This is a genomic window from Streptomyces xylophagus (assembly GCF_000716435.1).
In the GTDB taxonomy this organism is placed as follows: domain Bacteria; phylum Actinomycetota; class Actinomycetes; order Streptomycetales; family Streptomycetaceae; genus Streptomyces; species Streptomyces xylophagus.
Genome location: NZ_JNWO01000021.1, coordinates 44,210 through 63,459, shown reverse-complemented (window position 1 = coordinate 63,459; position 19,250 = coordinate 44,210). Strand labels below are relative to the sequence as shown.

16 protein-coding genes and 1 pseudogene are annotated in these 19,250 nt (G+C 71.1%); 6 read left to right on the top strand and 11 right to left on the bottom strand.

Translation table 11 applies throughout. From position 1 onward, the window contains the following. Window positions 1-44: 44 nt before the first annotated feature. The 5 genes from OO70_RS36605 to OO70_RS36585 form a co-directional block, all read right to left on the bottom strand. Window positions 45-644: a GTP-binding protein gene (locus OO70_RS36605; protein ID WP_043681274.1), complete on the bottom strand. Its 600-nt coding sequence runs from the start codon at window positions 642-644 to the stop codon at window positions 45-47. Next, window positions 628-984, bottom strand: a complete 357-nt coding sequence (locus OO70_RS36600) for a DUF742 domain-containing protein (protein WP_043681268.1) — start codon at window positions 982-984, stop codon at window positions 628-630. Before OO70_RS36600 ends, OO70_RS36605 begins: the two co-directional genes overlap by 17 nt. Then, complete coding sequence (locus OO70_RS36595; protein ID WP_043681265.1) at window positions 981-1,409, bottom strand: roadblock/LC7 domain-containing protein; 429 nt, start codon at window positions 1,407-1,409, stop codon at window positions 981-983. Before OO70_RS36595 ends, OO70_RS36600 begins: the two co-directional genes overlap by 4 nt. Continuing rightward, window positions 1,406-3,652 (bottom strand): sensor histidine kinase, encoded by a 2,247-nt coding sequence (locus tag OO70_RS36590; protein WP_051741991.1) that lies wholly within the window; start codon window positions 3,650-3,652, stop codon window positions 1,406-1,408. Before OO70_RS36590 ends, OO70_RS36595 begins: the two co-directional genes overlap by 4 nt. A 216-nt stretch (window positions 3,653-3,868) precedes the next feature. Continuing rightward, entirely contained in the window at window positions 3,869-5,071 is a 1,203-nt protein-coding gene (locus OO70_RS36585) for a DUF5685 family protein (RefSeq protein ID WP_043681976.1), read from the bottom strand. A gap of 333 nt (window positions 5,072-5,404) precedes the next feature. On the opposite strand from OO70_RS36585, the gene OO70_RS36580 reads away from it, so the two are divergent. Then, entirely contained in the window at window positions 5,405-5,845 is a 441-nt protein-coding gene (locus OO70_RS36580) for a cell division protein SepF (protein ID WP_043681262.1), read from the top strand. A 62-nt stretch (window positions 5,846-5,907) separates the two neighbouring features. Here OO70_RS36580 and OO70_RS36575 read toward each other — a convergent pair whose 3' ends face one another. Together OO70_RS36575 and OO70_RS36570 are read right to left on the bottom strand one after the other, a co-directional pair. Next, window positions 5,908-7,098, bottom strand: coding sequence for an acyl-CoA dehydrogenase family protein (locus OO70_RS36575; RefSeq protein ID WP_043681259.1), 1,191 nt, complete (start codon window positions 7,096-7,098; stop codon window positions 5,908-5,910). Window positions 7,099-7,261: 163 nt separating this feature from the next. Beyond that, entirely contained in the window at window positions 7,262-8,869 is a 1,608-nt protein-coding gene (locus tag OO70_RS36570) for an MFS transporter (protein WP_043681257.1), read from the bottom strand. 259 nt (window positions 8,870-9,128) lie between these two features. Here OO70_RS36570 and OO70_RS36565 point away from each other — a divergent pair, with 259 nt between their 5' ends. Continuing rightward, entirely contained in the window at window positions 9,129-10,289 is a 1,161-nt protein-coding gene (locus OO70_RS36565; RefSeq protein WP_043681255.1) for a membrane protein, read from the top strand. Window positions 10,290-10,527: 238 nt separating this feature from the next. Continuing rightward, complete coding sequence (locus OO70_RS36560; protein WP_043681252.1) at window positions 10,528-11,565, top strand: phosphatase PAP2 family protein; 1,038 nt, start codon at window positions 10,528-10,530, stop codon at window positions 11,563-11,565. Between the two features lie 97 nt (window positions 11,566-11,662). On the opposite strand, the gene OO70_RS36555 is transcribed toward OO70_RS36560, so the two are convergent. The 4 genes and pseudogenes from OO70_RS36555 to OO70_RS36540 all read right to left on the bottom strand — a co-directional run bounded on the left by OO70_RS36555 (window position 11,663) and on the right by OO70_RS36540 (window position 15,016). Then, on the bottom strand, window positions 11,663-11,878 hold the full coding sequence (locus OO70_RS36555) for an I78 family peptidase inhibitor (protein ID WP_043681249.1): 216 nt from the start codon (window positions 11,876-11,878) through the stop codon (window positions 11,663-11,665). A 304-nt stretch (window positions 11,879-12,182) separates the two neighbouring features. Then, window positions 12,183-13,142: pseudogene (locus tag OO70_RS36550) on the bottom strand (helix-turn-helix transcriptional regulator); the annotation flags it as partial. Between the two features lie 46 nt (window positions 13,143-13,188). Then, the gene (locus OO70_RS36545) at window positions 13,189-14,490 is read right to left on the bottom strand and encodes an ABC transporter substrate-binding protein (protein WP_043681244.1); all 1,302 of its coding nucleotides are present in this window, start codon (window positions 14,488-14,490) and stop codon (window positions 13,189-13,191) included. Next, a complete protein-coding gene (locus OO70_RS36540) occupies window positions 14,459-15,016 on the bottom strand; it encodes a hypothetical protein (protein WP_043681242.1) in 558 nt (185 codons plus the stop codon). Before OO70_RS36540 ends, OO70_RS36545 begins: the two co-directional genes overlap by 32 nt. 122 nt (window positions 15,017-15,138) lie before the next feature. Here OO70_RS36540 and OO70_RS36535 point away from each other — a divergent pair, with 122 nt between their 5' ends. From OO70_RS36535 to OO70_RS36525, 3 genes are read left to right on the top strand one after another with little or no spacing between them, the layout of a single operon-like run. Beyond that, window positions 15,139-15,615 carry a hypothetical protein gene (locus tag OO70_RS36535; RefSeq protein ID WP_043681240.1) on the top strand — a complete coding sequence of 159 codons (477 nt, stop codon included), beginning with the start codon at window positions 15,139-15,141 and terminating at the stop codon, window positions 15,613-15,615. 9 nt (window positions 15,616-15,624) lie between these two features. After that, window positions 15,625-18,591, top strand: a complete 2,967-nt coding sequence (locus OO70_RS36530; protein ID WP_043681237.1) for an ABC transporter permease subunit — start codon at window positions 15,625-15,627, stop codon at window positions 18,589-18,591. Next, on the top strand, window positions 18,588-19,223 hold the full coding sequence (locus OO70_RS36525) for an ATP-binding cassette domain-containing protein (RefSeq protein WP_043681234.1): 636 nt from the start codon (window positions 18,588-18,590) through the stop codon (window positions 19,221-19,223). Before OO70_RS36530 ends, OO70_RS36525 begins: the two co-directional genes overlap by 4 nt. The last annotated feature ends 27 nt before the right edge of the window (window positions 19,224-19,250 follow it).

Sequence of the window (19,250 nt, the reverse complement as noted above, 5' to 3'; positions counted from 1 at the left end):
AGGGCTGCAGGGGGCCGAGTTCACGGACCGGCCCCCTGTCCCGCCTATCGCGACAGGGCGGCCGTACGGCGTCGCGGTGTGGCCCGAACCCCGATGACCCGGTCCATCAACGCCCCCAACACGTCCCGCACAGAGCCCCGTTCACGCGCGTCGCACTCCAGCACCGGCACATCCGCCCCCAACCCCAACGCCTCCCGCACCTCGTCCACATCGAACCGCTCCGCCCCGTCGAACCGATTCACCGCGAGAACGAACGGCGCGCCCTGCGACTCGAAGTAGTCGACCGCCGGGAAACAGTCCTCGATCCGCCGGGTGTCCACGAGGACCACCGTGCCGAGCGCACCCTCGACCAAGTCGTCCCAGAGGAACGAGAACCGGTCCTGCCCGGGCGTCCCGAACAGGTACAGCGCGATCGTCGGATCGAGGGTGATCCGCCCGAAGTCGAGGGCGACGGTCGTGGTGGTCTTCGCCTCGACGCCCTCCAACGAGTCGACGCCGACGGAGACTTCGGTGATCGCCGCCTCCGTGTCGAGGGGTTCGATCTCCGAAATGGCCCCGATGAACGTGGTCTTGCCGACCCCGAGGCCGCCGCTGACCACGATCTTCACGGCCAGCGGCACGATCTTGTCAGAGCGCCCGGACATGGTCCCTGATCCTTTCGAGCATCGGGAGCGGCAGCTCCGCGGGTTGCCGACAGGCGAGTTGCCCGGCGACGACGAGGTCGGAGATGAGCACCTTGGCCACTCCGAGGGGTACGCCGACCCGGTGCGCCACCTCGGCGACGGTCGTCGGCCGTTCGCACACCGCGACGATGTGGCGCCGCTCGAAGGCGAGCGACGGATCCGGCACGCCGACGGCGACGACCAGCGTCTCCAGCCGCAGATCCGCCTGGAGGGGCTCGGACCGGCCGCCGGTGATGATGAACGGCCGGACGAACGTCGCGTCCTCTTCAGGTTCTACGTCCCTGGACTGTTCACCGTTCACCGTGGCAACGCCTGCCGCAGATCGGCGATGAGCGTCGGGGTGAGCAGATCACCCGCCCGCTCCGCGAGCACCGCCATCTCGTAGCCGACGAGGCCCAGTTCACCGCTGCTGTCGGCGAGGACACCGAGACAGCTGCCGTCCCGGATAGCCGAGACGAGCAGGAAACCCCGGCCCATCTCGATCATGATCAGCTTGACCCCGTCGAAGCTGTACCGCTTGGACGCGCTGCGGGCCAGGCTGCTCAACCCCGAGACGATCGCGGCGAGATGGTCGGCCTCGGTCCGCCCGAGTCCGTCGGACACGGCGATCAGCAGCCCGTCGGAGGAGACGGCGACGGCGTCCCGTACGCCGTCGGTGCTCTTGACGAAGTTGGCGAGGAGCCAGTTGAAGGTCTGCGAGTCGTGTTGGGTGTCGACGGTGGTCACTTGGCGTCACCCTCATTGTTGCCGGCGGACTTCTTGGCCTTCTCTTTTTCCTTCTCCACGCTGATGCCGCCCCGCATGTGGGCGCTGCGCAGGGTGGAGAGCATCCCGGAGACCTCTTCGGGGCTGCGGTCCGCGGAAGGTCCGGTGGGTGCCGGGCGGCTGGGCCGGTCGGTCTCGGTGACGGCCTCCGGGATCGCGCTGCGCCGGGGCCGCTTGACGAGTCCGTTGCGGGTACGGGAGGCGGAGGTGCCCTTGTTCTCAGCCGGCTTCGACTCGGCCGCTACGGTCACCAGCTCCACGGCGTCCTCCTCCTTGCGCGGTGCCGGCAGCACCGGCTTGTCGGCGGCCTTGCCCTGCGGGGTCTCCGTCAACAGCCCCGCGGGGATCAGCACGCGCGCGACCACACCGGCCGCCGGTGCCTCGCCGAGCCGTACCTCGATACCGCACTTGCGGGCGAGGGCGCCGACCACGAAGTGGCCCAGGAACCGGGTGGGTTCGGCCATGAAGCTGGCGGTGCCGGAGAGCCGTACGTTGGCCTCGGCGAGTGCCTGGTTGTCCATACCGAAACCGTGGTCGACGATCGCGACCAGATAACCGGCGCTGGTGCGCCGCCCCTCGATCTCCACATCGGAGTCCGGCGGCGAGAAGCTCAGCGCGTTCTCCACCAACTCGGCGAGCAGGTGGGCGATTTCGACGACGACGGAGCCGGTGACGTACGCGGGCTCGATCCGGCGCAGGGTGACCCGTCGGTACTCCTCGACCTCGGACAGCGCGGCGCGCAGGACGTCGTTGACGGCCAGCGGGGTGGACTGGGGGCGGGGGCTGGACTCCCCGGCGAGCACGAGAAGGCTTTCGGCGTTGCGGCGCATGCGGGTGGCCAGGTGGTCGAGTTCGAAGAGGTTGGCGAGGGTCGCGGGGTCGGCGTCCTCGTGCTCCAGCTTGTTGATGAAGCTGATCTGACGGCGCACCAGGTTCTGGTTGCGACGGCCCAGGCTCACCAGCGAGTCGGTGGCGTTGCGCCGCAACACGGCCTGCTCGGTGGCGAGATCGAACGCGGACCGCTGCACCCGGTCGAACGCCTCGGCGACTTCCCGCACTTCGGCCCCCGCCTTGTCGTTGACGGCCAGCGGAGCGGGCGGCTGCGGCGCCTTCCCGGACGACCCGTCCTGTACGGCGGCCACGGCCTGCGGCAGCCGACTGCCGGCCACCTCCCGTGCCTGCTGGGCGAGTTCGACGAGCGGCGAGGACACGGACCGTACACAGTCGAGGGCCAGCGCGGCGAGCGCGGCGACCGTGCCGAGCGCGAGCAGCAGGAACAGCAGCAGGTCGCGCTGAGCCGAACTCTCCAACTGGGCGGCGCGGTTCTCGACATCGGTGCCGAGACCGATCTGCACGTCCCGCATCCCGTTGATGGTGGAGGTCATGGAGTCCCACCAGGCCATGGGCGGAATCGCGCTCGACTTCAGCTTCCCGGTGCCGTGCACCGCCTTGCTCTCGTACGTCAGCGCGCGCTCGGCGTCGGGCGTGGTCAGGGCGGTGTTCAGGCGCCGTTCCTGCACGGCGCCGGCCGACCGCGGGAAGGCGTCGAGGGCGGCGAGGCGCCCGGCACGGATCTCCATGAACCGGCTGTAGTCGCCGCCGCGGAACTTCCCCGCGCGCACCGAGCCGAGCACGATGGCGCGTTCCTCGCCGGTGAACTCCTTGGCGTTGCCGAGGACTTGGAGTGCCTGGTAGGCGTCGCGCAGGGTGCCGTCGTGGACGTCCTCGAGGCCGAGGTCGAGCCGGTCGAGGACGGTGATCGTGGTGGTGAAGTAGTCGAAGGTGTCCTTCACCACGCCGGTGCCGTCGTCGGCGTCCTTGCGGATCCCGGCGAGTCCGTCGAGCCGGCCGAGGGACTCGCGCACGGAACCGGCGGCCGAGTCCTCACGCCCTTTCAGGGCCACGTCCAACTGCTCGCGCGCGGCGTCGGTCGCCTTGCGCTGCGTGGGCAGCTTGGCGCTGAACTGCCGGACGCCGCCGACGTATCCGGTGGTGAGCCCGCGCTCCTTCTGCAGTTCGTGGACGAGTCCCTGAAGGGTGATTTCCAGGCGGGCGTTGTCGGCGGTCGCGGAGGCGTTGCGATAGGCGGAGATCTGCTCGGCGGCCGCGACTCCGAGCAGTGCGAGCAGGACCGCGAGAGCGAGGATCAGAATCCTCAGCAGCCTGGTGCGGATGCTGGTGGTCGCTTTTGTTGTGACGTCCACTGAAGTGCCTTAAGTGGGTGGCGAGTTGATCGGGGGTTGATCGGGGATCGAACCCGGGGCAGAAATGGTTCTGCTCCCGCCCAACGACACACATGGCACACCGGTCACCGGATCATGTTTTTGTTTTACCGCTCCGAAACACCGCCGGCCGAGCCCCGCAGGTCGGCCATGATCCCTGTGCGGCACGTATACAACGGTGGTGACTGCCCGTCACGATCAGCAGTCACAACACGACAGACATTCACAGCACTCACAGCATTCGCAGGCGTCACAGCACGAGCAGTCGCAGCTCGAACGGCATCCCTCGCGCCGCCGCCCCGACCACGGGCCCTCGAACTCGTCGGCGCAGCACACCTTGCAGGTGCAGCACAGCCCGAGGGCGGCGGCACACCCGGCCCAGAAACCACGCTTGTCGGGCCGCGGCGGCTCACCGCCGTAAGGATTGCCACCGTACGGATTGCCGCCGTGCCGCGGATCGCCCGGCAGGTAGGGAGTCTGCGGCGGCCTGAAGGCGCCCTGCGGTTCCGATAGGTGCCCAGGCCCGGACCCGTGCCCGCACGACTGCGTCCCGAAGGCCCGGTCGACCGAGCGCCCCAGTTCGTGCGCGAGCAGCAGATGCGCCAGCTTGCCGTCGGTGAAGGACGTCTCCCGCAGCGCGAGCCGTATCCCGTGCAGCGCGTCGTCGGCGAGCCGCCGGGCCTCGGTGAGCGGGGTGCCGGTCGCGGTGAGGGGATTCCAGGCACCGGCCGCGGCATCCGCCTCCCTGTCCTCCACGGCGTCCAGGAGATGCGCGAGCCGTCCGAAGAGGCGCCCGGCCTCGGCGAGCGGTACGGCGTTGCCGGGCCGTCCGGCCAGGATCGCGGTGTGCGCGAAGGCGGCCGCGGTGGCGGTCTCGGTCGGTTCGGTGACGGTCAGGATCGGCGTGCCGGGCCCGGCGAGCGCCTCGACGCCGAACTGCCGCTCCACCGCGTCAACGAGTACGGCGGCGTCGAACCCGACGGCGGAACCGGTGCGCGCCCCGGCGCTCCCCCAGCTCCCCGCGACCCGCCGCGCGGCCAGCGCCACGGGCTTACGGGCCAGCAGCCCGTCCCCGTCCGCGACATGGTCACGCACTTTGGCGGAGGCGAGCACCAGCGAGACGGCCGCCGCGAGCCGCGCGCCCTCGCCCTGCGCGACGGACGCGGTCCGCATCCCGCGCAACGGGCAGGGCCCGGCCGTACGCCGCCATCCCCCGCCCTCCCGCTCGACCTGAGCCTCCGTCAGGACCGAGAGGAGCAGACCGTCGTAATTGGTGACAACCCTCGCGAACTGCCCATGATCTCCGCGCAGTGCGAGACACAGCCCGCACAAATGCGCCATCCACTGCGTCTTGAGGCTCTCTCCGAGCCGATGTCTGCAAGGCCGGACCATTCCGAACACGACAACCCCCCGTGGCGTGAACGACATCTGACAGGGCATCCGGAGTTCGATATGGCATCTGACCGGGCGTTGAGCGGCCGCATCGCAACGACCACCCCGTTCACCCGTACGCACCAGCCGTCACCCGGACGCCGGGAAGAATCATATTTCACTCTCAGTCAGCAGCCCTGCCCAGCAACACCCTTGATACACAGGGGCCCTCGACGTATGGGCTGTGCACCAGTAGCGTCACAAACCCCCCGCGCGGCGTCTATCCACTTGGCGCGCGATCCGCATCATGGATGACCATAGGGATGTGGAAAGCAAGTAAGACCGCTGTGAGAGGAGGCGTCCATGGGATCGGTACGCAAGGCGAGTGCCTGGCTTGGGCTCGTTGACGACAACGATGACGAGCGTTATTACGACGACGACTACTCCGAAGGGACCGAGCAGCCCGGGGATGCCTGGGTCACGGATCCGCGAGTGAAGGTGGCCGAGGACGTCGCCGAGGTGAAGGGCCGGCGGATCGGCACGGTCACCCCGGACAGCTTCCGGGACGCCCGCGCGATCGGCGAGCTGTTCCGGGAAGGGGTTCCGGTGATCGTGAACCTCACGGCGATGGAGGCGACCGACGCCAAGCGCGTGGTCGACTTCGCGGCCGGCCTGACCTTCGGCCTGCGCGGCACGATCGAGCGGGTCGCGAACCGTGTCTTCCTGCTGACCCCCGCCAACACCGAGATCGTCAGCGGCGACCCGGTCGCGCGCCGCGAGGACGGTTTCTTCAACCAGAGCTGAGGCAGGGCCGCTCATCGGCCCTGCCTCCCGCAGGGTTGAACCGAGACCGAGGTCTCCGGTGTCTACCGGAAGGCGTCGAGCCCGGTGAGCGCCTTGCCCAGCACGAGCTGGTGCATCTCGACGGTGCCCTCGTACGTGAGCACCGACTCCAGGTTCGTCGCGTGCCGCATCACCGGGTACTCCAGTGAGATCCCGTTGGCACCGAGGATGGTCCGTGCCGTACGACAGATCTCGATGGCCTCTCGTACGTTGTTCAGCTTGCCGAAGCTGACCTGCTCGGGACGCAGGCGCCCGGCGTCCATGCGCCGCCCCAGATGATGGGCGAGCAGAATCCCCTTGTGCAGTTCGACCGCCATGTCGGCGAGCTTGGCCTGGGTGAGCTGGAAGCCACCGATGGGCCGCCCGAACTGCTCCCGCGTCTTCGCGTATTCGACGGCGGACTCGAAGGAAGCGCGCGCCGCGCCCATCGCACCCCACACGATTCCGTAACGAGCGTGCGACAAACAGCTGAGCGGCCCCTTCAACCCGACGACCTCCGGCAACACCGCATCAGCCGGCAACCGCACATCGTCGAGGACGAGTTCGCTGGTGACGGATGCGCGCAGTGACCACTTGTGCTTGATCTCGGGCGCGGAGAACCCGGGGACATCGGTGGGCACGACGAACCCCCGAATCCCGTCATCGCTCTGCGCCCAGACAACGGCGACCCCTGCCACCGACCCGTTGGTGATCCACATCTTCCGCCCGTTGAGCACCCAGTCGCCGCCGTCGCGCTTGGCGTAGGTCCGCATCGCGCCGGGATCGGAGCCGTGGTCGGGCTCGGTGAGCCCGAAGCATCCGATGACGTCACCGGAGGCCATGCGCGGCAACCACGTCTGCTTCTGCTCCTCGCTCCCGAAGCGATGGATGGCGTACATCGCGAGGGACCCCTGCACCGACACGAGCGACCGGATCCCGGAGTCCGCCGCCTCCAACTCCAGGCAGGCGAGCCCGTATTGCACGGCGGAGGCACCGGCACACCCGTACCCGCTGAGCGACATACCGAGAGCCCCGATGCCGCCGAGCTCCCGCGCGAGCTCCCGAATCCCGGGCAACTCCCCCTTCTCGTACCACTCGGCGACGTACGGCAGCACCCGATCACCGGCCCACGCCCGAACCGTGTCGCGAATCGCGAGGTCCTCGGGGTCGAGCAGGTCGTCGATGCCGAGGGGGTCGGCGGGGTCGAAGGGGGGCAACTTCGAGGACGAGGACATGGCACAGCCTCCGAAATCTGAGAAAACTACCACCGCTAGTTACGATAGCGCGGACGGAAGGCCGCGGACGCGAACGGGCAGCCGCCGACGGCGGGGCACCCCCACAGGAGACGCCGGCCTTTCAAGTGCCCGTCACGGGCGGTGCGTGGGTGGGAGAGGGGGTTCAGGCGGAGACGCGGGACTGTGCGACTTCCCTGGGGGCAGGCACCCCTACGGCCGCCGCAGGCACCTCGCACTGCATGACCCGCGGCAACCGCAACGCCATCACCGCCCCCAGCAGCAGCAACCCCGCGCTGACGAGCAACGTGACATGCAGGCCGTGGACGAAGGCATCCCGCGCCGCGTGGCGCAGGGCGGCTCCGCGGACCCCGCCGAGACGCCCGGCGACGTCGTACGCCTCGCCCAGCGAATGCCCCGCCGAAGCCGACGCGGACGTCGGTACCCCGGGAACGGACCGCAGCCCGGGCGCGTACGCCGCGTTCATGACGCTGCCGAGGAGCGCGATACCGATGCCGGCGCCGAGTTGGTAGGAGGTCTCGCCTATCGCCGCCGCGCCGCCCGCCTGGGCCGGCGGAGCCTCGCTCAGCATCGACTCGTACGCCCCGAAGAGCGTCATCTCCAGGCCGAAGCCCAGCAGCAGGAACCCGAAGAGCAGCAGCCCGGTGTTGTCCTGCCCGCCCATCGCGGTCAGCGTCAGCACCGAGACCGCGGTCAGGCAGAACCCGAAGCACACCATCCGGCGCGGCCCGAAACGCCGGAGCATCCGCGCCCCGAACAACCCCGCCGCCATCGCCGCGAACGTCAGCGGCAGGAGTCGTAGACCCGTCTGGAGCGGCGAAAGGCCCAACACCAGTTGCAGATACTGCGCCGCGATCAGCTCCAGGCCCACCAGCGCCAGCATCGCCAGCACGATGCAGCCGACGGACGTGCTGAACGCCGGCCTGCGGAACATCGTCAGGTCCACCAGCGGATGCGTACGGCGCCGTTGTCGTCGTACGAAAAGAACCAGCAGCACCGCGCCCACGAGCAGCGGGGCCACGGTCCACGCGCTCTCCACCGCCTCCCCGCCGCCGAGCCGCTTCACGCCCAGGACGACGCCGAAGAGACCGCCCGCGGCCATGAGCGCGCCGACGACGTCCCACGGGCCGTTGCGGTCGCCGCGGGACTCGGGGAGCAGGAGGCGGCCGATCGGCAGACTGATCAGCATCAGGGGGATGTTGACGAGGAAGACCGAGCCCCACCAGAAGTGTTCGAGGAGAAACCCGCCGAGCAGCGGGCCGACCGCCGCGCCCACCGCCGCCACCGCGCTCCACACGCCGATCGCCACCGCCCGCTCGCGCCGGTCCGGGAAGACCTGGCGGAGGATCGACAGCGTGGCCGGCATGATCATCGCGCCGCCGACGCCGAGCAGCGCCCGCGCGAGGATCAGTACCTGGGCGTCATGGGCGAGGGCGGCCAGCCCGGAGGCGACGCCGAAGAGGCCGTAGCCGAGAAGGAGAATCCGCCTGCGGCCCACTCTGTCGCCGAGCGTGCCGAAGAGGATGAGGAGCGAGGCGCAGACCAGCGGATAGACGTCGACGATCCAGAGCAGCTCTATCGCGCCGGGTTTGAGGTCCTCGGTGACGGCGGGCACCGCGACATGGAGCACGGTGGCGTCGAGCGCGACGAGGAGCAGGCTCACGCAGAGGACGACGAGGACGACCCAGCGGTTGGCACCGGCCCCGGCCGCCCGACGGCGCAGCGCTGCGGCGGCCGTGGTCGTCCCGGACATGTACTACCTCCCAGATGTTCCCTCGCGTTCGGCGGGCTCACGGGGTGGGGACTCCCCGTGACTGTGGCCGGAGAGGAGCGGTGTCTCCGACCCGCGCAACGAAGGCGAGTGAGCCGTCAGAGTACGCGAGTTCACGCCGATGCCACGTGGCGGACCTCTCACACTCCCCGGAGAACACGTGTGGCGTACACCACTCACCCTTCTGTGGACCACGCCCCGCCGGGTCTGCCGGTTCCGTACCCCGTCGATAATCGAGCCCGTGACCGATCTTGAAGCACCTCTGCGCCGGGCGGCCCCGGCCCTCCTCGGGTACGCCGCCGTCCGCGCGCTGGGCCTGGTGGTGCTCGCGGTGTGGAGCGCGGCGCGCGGCAAAAGCGCGTACACGTTGTTGACGGCCCGCTGGGACGCCCTCTGGTACACGCGGGTCGCCGACCTCGGTTACGGCTACGAGGTGCGCCTCCCGAACGGCGACGTCCACTCGAACCTCGCCTTCTTCCCGCTGCTGCCCTGGCTCGAGCGAGGCATGCACGCGGTGTCCCCGCTGTCGTACGCCGACGCCGGTTTCGTGGTGAGCCTGTTCGCCTCGCTCGCGGCGGCCTGGGGGATCTTCGCGGTCGCGGAGCATGTCTACGGCCGTAGGGCCGGCGTGTGTGCCGTGCTGCTGTGGGCCGTGCTCCCGGTCGGAATCGTGCAGTCGATGGCGTACAGCGAGTCGCTCTTCACCGCGCTCGCCGCCTGGTCGCTGTACGCGGTGCTGACCGGCCGCTGGCTGACGGCGGGCGTTCTCGCGTTGCTGGCCGGGCTGACTCGGCCCGTGGGGCTCGCCGTGGTCGCGGCGGTGTGGGTCGCGGGTATCGCCTCGTTCACGGGCCGCACCTCTTTCGTGCGGGACCGCAGCACGGCGCCCGAGCCCGGCGCGCGAACCTGGCGGTGCGCCCTCGGCATGGCGCTCGCGCCCCTGGGCGCCGCCGGGTACGTCCTGTGGGTCGGCCATCGCACGGGCAAGGGCCCGCTGGGCTATCTCGACGTGCAGGCGGGCTGGCGCAACGGTTTCGACGGCGGTGCCGCGTTCGCCCGTTTCGTCGGCGACAAGTTCACGTCGTTCCCGTCGGCCCTGGCCGGGGTCGGGCTGATCGTCGGGGTCGGGCTGGTGGTCTGGCTGTACGTCGTGGGCGTCCGCCAGGGCCAGCCGCTCCCCTTGTTGGTGTACACGGGGGTCGTCACCGCGCTGGCGCTGTGCGCGTCGAGCTATTTCGGCTCGAAACCGCGCCTGTTGATGCCCGCCTTCCCCCTGTTGCTCCCCCTCGCGCTCGCCCTGGCGCGGCTGCGTACCTCCAGGTCAGCGTGGGTGGTGGGCGGTGTCGCGGTGGCGTCGGCCGTGTACGGCGCGTTCTGGCTGAACGGCTCCGGTCCCCCATGATCAACCCCGGTACGGTCGGTGAGCGCCCGGCCAATTCCACCCCAGCATTTGGTGAACTAATTCATAAGGGCCATAAAACAGAGACCGGCATGATCAAAGGAATTGAAGGACGGAGCCACCCGGGATTGCGGAATCCTCGGAAATAAACCTGCTCCTGAGAGCTTTCCCACATCACATCGTCATCACAAAGCCGCTGATTCGACGGGGATCCACACTCACTCGCTGTAACGTCGATTGGGTGCGTACCGAACGAAACCTCACCCGTCTGGACCGGGTGTTCGCGAGGCTGGACCGTGAACCCGAACGGCCGGCCCACATCGATGTGCCCAAGATGAGTCGGCACAGGGCCGTGCTGTTCGTGGCGACCCTGGCCTTCTATCTGGCGATCGTGTGGCTTGTCGTGACCACCTCGTGGCTGGTCCGGTTCGACTGGCAGGTCATGTTCTTCCGCCCGTACCAGCAGTGGGCGGGCATCCACTGGTTCGTCGACTACTACGTGGTGCTGGGCCAGCGCGGCCCGACCGCGGTGATGGTCGCGGCCTGGCTGGGCTGGCGCTCCTGGCGGCAGCACACCCTGCGCCCGCTGCTCACTCTGGGCACCGCGATCCTGCTGCTGAACATCACGGTCGGCGCCGCCAAGCTCGGCATGGGCCGCCTCGGCCCGCACTACGCCACCGTCATCGGCTCGAACGAGATGGGTCTCGGCGGCGATATATTCCCCAGCGGCCACACTGCCAACGCGGTCGTGACCTGGGGAATTCTGGCGTATCTGGCCTCCACGCCGGCCGCCCGCCGCTGGCTGTCCGCCGCGTCCGCGGTGACCTCGCTGGGCGTCGGTCTCGCCACGGTCTACCTCGGCACGCACTGGCTGAGCGACGTGCTGCTCGGCTGGGCCGCCGGTCTGCTGGTGCTGCTCGCCCTCCCGTGGTGCGAGCCGCTGGTCGCCCTCGCCGAGACCCGGATCTTCGACTACCGCGACCGCTGGCGCGCCCGCCGCGGCCGTACGGCACCCGCACCGGTACCGGCCTCACCGGTCACCGCGCCGGTGCTGCTCAAGCCGCGCACCTCCTCCTCGGGCGACGAGGTCCCGGCGGCCCGGGAGACGGTCACCACGAGCCGCTCGGCCCGGCCTCCTGCCCATCTCGCCCCGGGCCCGCACACGACCCGCTCGGAGCGCACCCCGGTCACCCCGATCGGCAGCCGCCGCCCGCCGCACCCGGAGCGGGTGGCGCGCGGCACGGCCTCGACCGCGGCCCGTCCGGCGGCGGGCGGCTGACCCGCACCAGACCGCGGGGCCGGTACGCACAAACCCTCCCCGCATCGAGAAGGCCCCGGTTCCAGCACAGGAACCGGGGCCTTCGTCGTGTGTGCGGTCAGCCCTTCCAGGCGCGCTTCACCGTGCCGTCCTCGACCTCGAAGTTGAGCCGCCCCGCACGGAACTCCATGGTGATGATCGCCCCCGGCGGCAGTGCCCGCACGGTCGACCACCCGCGCTCCCGCGCGAGCCGCTCGGCCTCTGTCGCGTCGAGGCCCACATAGGTGTTCGGGCTGTCCTGGGGCTCTGCCGGTGGAGTCGGAATGGGTGCCATGCCACCCACGCTAGCCCCTCTCCCGCTCTCTCCGTCCCTCTCCGGTCACACTTCTGTCACAGGATCAGGACGTGTGTTTTGTTCTCCATCCCTCACACGTATGAGCGGTTCCGTACGCCTTACGCAGGCATTCGAACGTAATTCCCGCCTGTCGGTCCGGCTCGCCGAATAGCCCGCCGGAAAGTTCCGCGAGAACCGGTCCGGCACCCCATTTCTTTCCGATTCCCGGCCGTACGGCGGGAGCTGACGCCGCATAACAGATTCACCGTCCCGGCACAGAATCGCCGTACGTCTTCCGGTCGTGCCGGTCCAGCGCCCGGGACAGCCGGTCCCGGGACGTCCTGATCGTCTCGGTCAGCTCGACGGGTTCCAGGACCTCGAACTCGAAGCCCGTCATCATCACGTGGATCACCATCACGTCGAGGTTCGGGGCCCCGGTCCGCAGGAGGCAGGCGTCCGGCCCGTCCGCCTCCAGCGTCCCGGCGGACGGGGAGATCCGCTCGGCGGCCTCATGGAGGGGCACGAGCAGCCGGACGAGGGCGTGCGAGGCGTACGCGCGCGTGGAGACCCCTTTCGAGACGTACGCGGCGAGGTCCTCGGCCGGCGGCGTGCGCGGGGTGAAGCGCGGGCCGTGCGGTGGTCTGGGCGTGACACGGTCGACGCGGAAGGTGCGCCAATCGGCGCGGTCCAGGTCCCAGGCGACCAGGTACCACCGGCGCTCGGTGCACACCAGACGATGCGGTTCGACACTGCGCCGGGTCGGCGCGCCGTCGTGGCTCTCGTAGTCGAAGCGCAGCCGCTCGGAGTCCCGGCACAGGGCGGCCAGTTCGGTCAGTACGGCGGGGTCGACGGCCGACGGCAGCGTGTTGCGCAGCATCGGCACGGTGAAGGCGTTGAGGGCGCCCACCCGGCGGCGCAGCCGGTTCGGGAGGACCTGTTCGAGCTTGGTGAGGGCGCGTACGGAGGTCTCGCCGATGCCCTCGATGCCCTGCCCGGCGGCGGTGCGCAGCCCGACCGCCACGGCGACCGCCTCGTCGTCGTCCAGCAGCAGCGGCGGCAACTCCGCGCCCGCGCCCAGCTGGTAGCCACCGCCCGTGCCGGGACTGGCGTTGACCGGGTAGCCCAGCTCGCGCAGCCGGTCCACGTCCCGGCGCACGGTGCGCGGGGTGACCCCGAGCCGGTCCGCCAGGTCGGCGCCGGACCACTCGCGGTGGGCCTGGAGCAGCGAGAGCAGGCGCAGGAGTCGTGCCGAGGTCTCCAACATGGTCGAAGTCTGTATCAAGGGCGGCCCGGATCTAGAGCAGTAGGGATCAAGGGCTGTACGGCAGTTGGGGCACGTCGAAACAGGTGCTGTCCATGTCCCCCTGCGGGACCCACCCCTTGCCGTCCTGCCAGCGGGCCACCGACAGACACGTCCGGCGGGTCTTCGGCGGCTCGGCGAGTCGCTCGAAGGTGACCGGAACCAGCAGACCGTCGGCGGTGTAGTTCTCGCTCCGGTTCATGAAGCCGTCGACGCACGCGCGCGTGACGCCCGTTTTCGTCTTCGCACACGCCTTGGCCGCGTCCGTGAACCACATCGCCGCCGCCCAGCCCTCCAGCTGCCACTGGGAATGCGTCTTCAGCCCTTTCGTCGCGTCCCGGAACTCCCGTACGGCCGCCTGGGAGGTGTCATCGAAGTCCCGGCTGGACCCGGTCGCCCACAGCGCGTTGCGGCAGCGCGGGGAGTCCTTGTAGTCCTCGGGGACGGTCGACGTCCAGTTCTGTACGTTCGTCACCTTGGCGATGACCTTCGCGCCGACCTCGTCCATCGCCTCGCACAACTGGGCGTTCCCGTGCGTGTCGATGGAATCGAAGACCAGGTCGGCGCCCTGCTGCTTCAGGTCGGCCGCCACCGCACGGAAGTTGGGCAGCGCGAAATCGACCTGTTCGGTGACGACCTTGTAGCCCTCGGCCTTCAGCCCCTGCTCGACGAGCCGGGCGTAGGCGGCCGAGGCGGCCTGGTTGTACGACACGACGGCGGCGGTACGGGCGCCCTGCTCGCGCTTGAAGTACCGGTAGACCTCCGTGCCGCCGTACAACTGCCCGCCCCAGCCCGGTGTCCCGGCGCGGGGCGCGAGGCTGCCGTAGATGCCGTACAGGTGCGGCCAGGTGTCGTAGGCGGCCCCGATGGGCTGGCCGCCGATGTCGGGCACGCGCGCGTGGGAGACGCGGGAGGCGCCCGCGTAGTCGAGGGCGGTGGTGGCGACCAGGGCGACGACCTTGTCCTCGTCGACCAGTTGGTGCACGCACTCGTTGTTCCCGACACCGCTCCCGCCGTCGTCGCACAGGCGCACCTGGACCGGGTGCCCGGCGATGCCCCCGCGCGCGTTGAGCCTCTCGAAGTACGCCTCGGCTCCGTCGCGGGGGCCGGTGAAGGTGTCGCCGCCGACCGGGCTGGTCGCGCTGGTGATGATGCCGACCCGGATCGGCGCGTCGCCGCTGGGCGCGGGCGTACGGGAGTTGCCGTGCTCGAAGTCGCTCTCCGGGAGGCGGCTGCCGCAGGCCGTGCCCCCGAGGAGCAGCAGCACCGCGACAGCGGCCTCAGCAGCCCGCCCCGGGCGACTGCGAGGCATCGCCGCTCAACGCCACCAGCGCGCAAAGGGTGTTGACGGACACCTTCCAGATGCCGCCCTGCTCGACGGCCGTCCCGGAGGCCTTCGGGAGGGCGGTGGCGCCGTTGAGGGTCAGCGTGTAGGTCACGGTCGCCTTGTCCGCCTTGGTGAACTCGACCTGGGTGACCTCGGCCTGTACCTGGCCGCCGCGTTTGTCGCCGCTGAATGCCTTCAGTACCGGGCCCATCTTGTCGCCGTTCTCCAGGACGGCCTGTTTGTCCTTGGTGGAGGTGGCCGGGTCGAAGAACTTCTTCCAGTTGGCCTTGATCTGGGTCGTGGCGGCGGCCGGGTCCGCGGGCGCGGTCGCCGGTGCGCTCGTCGTCTGTTCGACGGAGGGCGTGGGCGGTGGTGCGCTGCTGCCACCCCCGCTGTCGTCACTGCAGGCCGCCAGGGCCGGGCCGAGCACGAGGACCAGGGCCGCGGCCCCAACTGCCGCTCCCCGTCCGCGCCTTGTGTTCCTTTGCCTGAGGTCGCTCCCGAGAACCATCTGGCTCACCACCGGGTGTCGGTCCGGGCCGTGCGCGCCCGGTGTTTTCAGGTCAGGTGTCAGAAGGCATAGTGCAAGCCATTGGCTGGCATGGACAGACACATGACATGTGGGAGCCGGAAATGCGGACAGCCCGACTGCGGACCGTGCACCCCGCCCTGTGGGCCGGCTGGGCCACGCTCGCGACGGGCGCGGTGCTGTGCGTACTCGGCTGGTACGGCATCTCCGGCGAGCGCTACGCGGAACGCCAACTCCCCTACCTGGCCTCCTGCACGATCCCCGGCGCCGCCCTGATCGTCGCCGGCGCGGTCCTGCTCACCCACGGCCGCAGCGCCCTCGCCGCCGCCCGCGTGGAGGAGCTGTACGCCCTTCTCGTGGCCGCCGAGCCCGCCGACGCGGAGGAGTCGGCACAGGCCGCCGCCGCGCCCCTGGCGGTCAGCGGGGACCTGTTGATGATGCCCGGCGGCACACTGTGGCACCGCGCGGACTGTCCACTCGTCGCCGGAAAGCCCGAAGCGGTGCCGGTGGACTCGAAGTTGGTGGCGAACGGCGAGCTGAGCCCCTGCCCGATCTGCGAGCCCGCCGAAGCCGACGACTGACGCCCCCTGATGTCCTCCCTCACGTACGACCTCACCCTCGCCGGCCTCTCCGTCGGCAGCGCCGCCGCGCTCACCGGGATCGGCCTGATCGTGACGTACCGGGCGACCGGCGTCCTCAACTTCGCGCACGGCGCGGTCGCGATGGTCTGCGCGTACGCCCTGCGGCAGTGCGTGGTGGGGTGGGGCTGGCCCCTGTGGCTGGGCGCGGTGGTGACGCTGCTGTTCCTCGCGCCGGGCATCGGGGTGCTGCTGGAACGGTTCGTCTTCCGGCCGCTGTCGGTCCTGGGCGGCGACCCGGCGCAGACCCTGGTCGCGTCCATCGGGGTGTTCGTGCTGCTGGTCGGCGGGGCGGCGCTGGTGTGGGGGCAGGGGGCGCGGGACGACGCGCCGGAACTGGTGTCAGCCGATCCCTGGGGGCAGTTGGGGGTGGCGCTCGTGCTCGCGGCGGGGGTCGGAGCCGTGATCCGCTGGACGCGTTTCGGGCGGGAGCTGCGGGCCGTGGTGGACGACCGGCAGCTCGCGGTGCTGGGCGGGGTGGACGCGGACCGGGTGGCGGCGGCGGGCTGGGCCTTCGGTTCCTTCACGGCGGGTCTGACGGGCGTGCTCCTCGCCCCGTACGTGCGCCTGGACCCGTACGGCCTGCCGCTGCTCGTCATGGAGGTGGTGGCGGTGGCGGTGGCCGCGCGGATGCGGAGTCTGCCGGTCGCGGTGGTGGTGGCGCTGGGGATCGGGGTCGCGCAGAGCCAGTTGACGCGGCTCCATCTGCCGGGCTGGCATGGGCAGTTGGTCCAGGCTGTGGGCGCGAACCTGTTCGTGGTCGCCCTGTTGGTGGCGGCGCTGGTGCTGCCCGGACTCGGCTCCCGGGACGCCCTCCCGCGTACGGCGACGGCCCGCATCTCAACCCCACCCGGCGCGTGGATCGTGGCCGTGGTGCTGTTCCTGCTCCCCCTCGGCTTCGCGGGCTCGGACCTGCACACCTCGGTCCAAGTCCCGGCGTTGGGCGTGGTGTTGCTGTCCCTGGTGGTGGTCACCGGGCGCGGCGGGCAGCTCTCGCTGGGGCAGGCGGCGTACGCGGGCCTGGGTGCCCTGTTCACGGCGCTGCTGGCGGCGGGCCGCTTCCCGGGCCTGCCCCGCCTCCCCGAACTGGCCGCGCTCGCCGTCGCGGTACTCCTGGTGGCTCCCCTGGGCCTGCTGACCGGCTGGCCCGCGATCAGCCGCCACGGCCTGGCCCTCGCCCTCGCGACCTTCGCGGTCGGCGTCGGGGTCAGCCGCTTCGTCTTCGCCCAGCCGTACGCCACGTCGGGTCTGTCCCTGGACCGCCCCTCCGGCTTCGACGGGGACAGGGCCTACTACGTCCTCGAACTCGCCCTCCTGGCAGGCGCGTTGCTGACGACCCACGCCCTGCGCCGGGGCCGCACCGGCCGCGCCCTCGCCGCGATGCGCGACCACGAGCCGGGCGCCTCGGCGGCCGGGGTCCAGGTCCCGTCCCTGAAACTCCTGGCGTTCGTCGCGGGCGCCGCCCTGGCCGCCCTCGGCGGCGGCATGCTCGGCATGGGCCTGCGCGCCTTCGACCCCTCGGCCTACGACCCCGTCCGGGGCCTGTTGTGGTTCGCCGCGGTGGTCGTCCTGGGCGCCGACAGCACACTGGGCGCGCTGGCGGCCGCGGCCCTGCTGGTCGGGCTGGACGCGGGGGCGCGCGGCGGGGTCGCGGCGGCGCTGATCGGGGTGCTGGCGGTGTGCGTGGGGCGGTTCCCCGGCGGGCCGTACGAGGCGCTGCGGACGGCGGCGGGACGGCTGCGGCCCCAACGGCGGGCGCGACTCTCGCCGCTGGGGGTGCGTGTGCGGCGGAGGCTGCGGGTGGTGGGCGTGCAGGCGGTGCCGGTACGGGCGGGCGCAACGGCGGCTTCGCGCGCGGGTGTTGTGCACAGAGCGGGGCGCGACACGGGGCGACTGTCCGAGACGCGGGAGCCGCGAGGGCGCACCGCGGGGCTCGGGCAGGAGGATGAAACGGGTGCGACCGGGGCCACCCACACGGGTGTGGTGCGCCGCGATACGGGGCGATCGACTGAGGCGCCGGAGCGGCAGGGACGGAGGGCCGGACTCGGCCAGCGGGGCGACGCGGCGGAACCGCCACCCCGGGCCGCGACACCCACCTCGCCCACTGAGGACGCTCACCCGCCCCAGCCCACGGTCGCTCCCGAAGAGGCGCCCTTCCCCGAGCCCGCGCCGGTCCGACCGACACCACGGCCACGCACCGCTCCGCCCCGCAGGCCCACCCCGCCCTTCCTCACCGCCCATACCCTGCACGCCCGTTACGGCGGCTTCACCGCGCTCGACGGGGTCGATCTCGTCGTACGGGCGGGACAGGTCACCGCCGTCGTCGGGCCCAACGGGGCCGGAAAAAGCACCCTGTTCCACTGTCTGGCCGGTACCGTGCGGCCCTCGCGCGGGCGGGTCCGGCTCGGGGGGCGGGACATCACCCGGCTGCCCGCGCACGCCCGTACCCGGCTCGGAATCGCCCGGACCTTCCAACAGCTCGCCGTCTTCCCCTCGTTGACCGTCGCCGAGAACGTGCGCGTGGGTGCCGAGCAAGGGCGGGTCGCCGAACCGGGCGCCGTGGAACGGGCGTTGCGGCTGTTCGGGCTCGACGGGGACGTACGGTCGCTGCCCGCCGCCGGACTGCCCACCGGGACGCTGCGCCGCGTCGAACTGGCCCGGGCCTTCGCCGGCGGCCCGCGCGTCCTGCTCCTCGACGAGCCCGCCGCCGGACTCGACACCGCCGAAGTGGCCTCCCTGACCCTGGTGTTGAGGGCCCTGGCCGCCGAGGGCACCGCCCTGCTCGTCGTGGAGCACGACCTCGATCTGGTCGCCGACCTAGCCGACGTGGTCCATGTGATGGCGGCGGGCCGCATCGTCGCCTCCGGCCCGCCCGACCGCGTCCTCGACGCGCCCAGCGTCCGGGAGACCCCCGCATGACCATCTCCCTGCGCCACGCGCGCGTGCGCTACGGCCCCCTCGAAGCCCTGCACGGCATCACCCTCGCCGCGCCCACTCGCGGGCTCACCGTCCTGCTGGGCCGCAACGGCTCCGGCCGTACGACCGCGCTGCGCGCCCTCGCCGGTACGGTCGCGCTGTCGGGCGGTGCGGTGGTGTGGGACGGCGCCGATGTGACCCGTATGCCTGCTCACGAAAGAGCTCGCCGGGGGCTGTGTCTGGTGCCGGAACGGCGGGCCGTGTTCGGGTCCCTCACCGTCCACGAGAACCTCGAACTCGCGGCGCGGGACTACTCCGTGGCCCTCGACGCGTACCCGCAGTTGAGCACCCTGCTCCCCCGCCGCGCCGGCACCCTCTCCGGCGGCGAGCAGCGGATGCTCGCCCTCTCCCGCTCCCTGCTGGCACGCGCGCGTGTGGTGCTCGTCGACGAACCGGCGCAGGGCATGTCGCCCGCGGTCGCGGCGCACACGTACGAACTGCTGGGCGGGTTGGACGCGTGCGTGGTCGTGGCCGAACAGCGATTGCCGCCGGTGCTGCGCGGCCGGGCGGCCCTGGTGTACGAACTGCGGCGCGGGACGGTCGTGTTCAGCGGCGAGGCGGCCGAACTGGCGTAACGGGCGCGCCCCCGCCCGGTCGGAGGA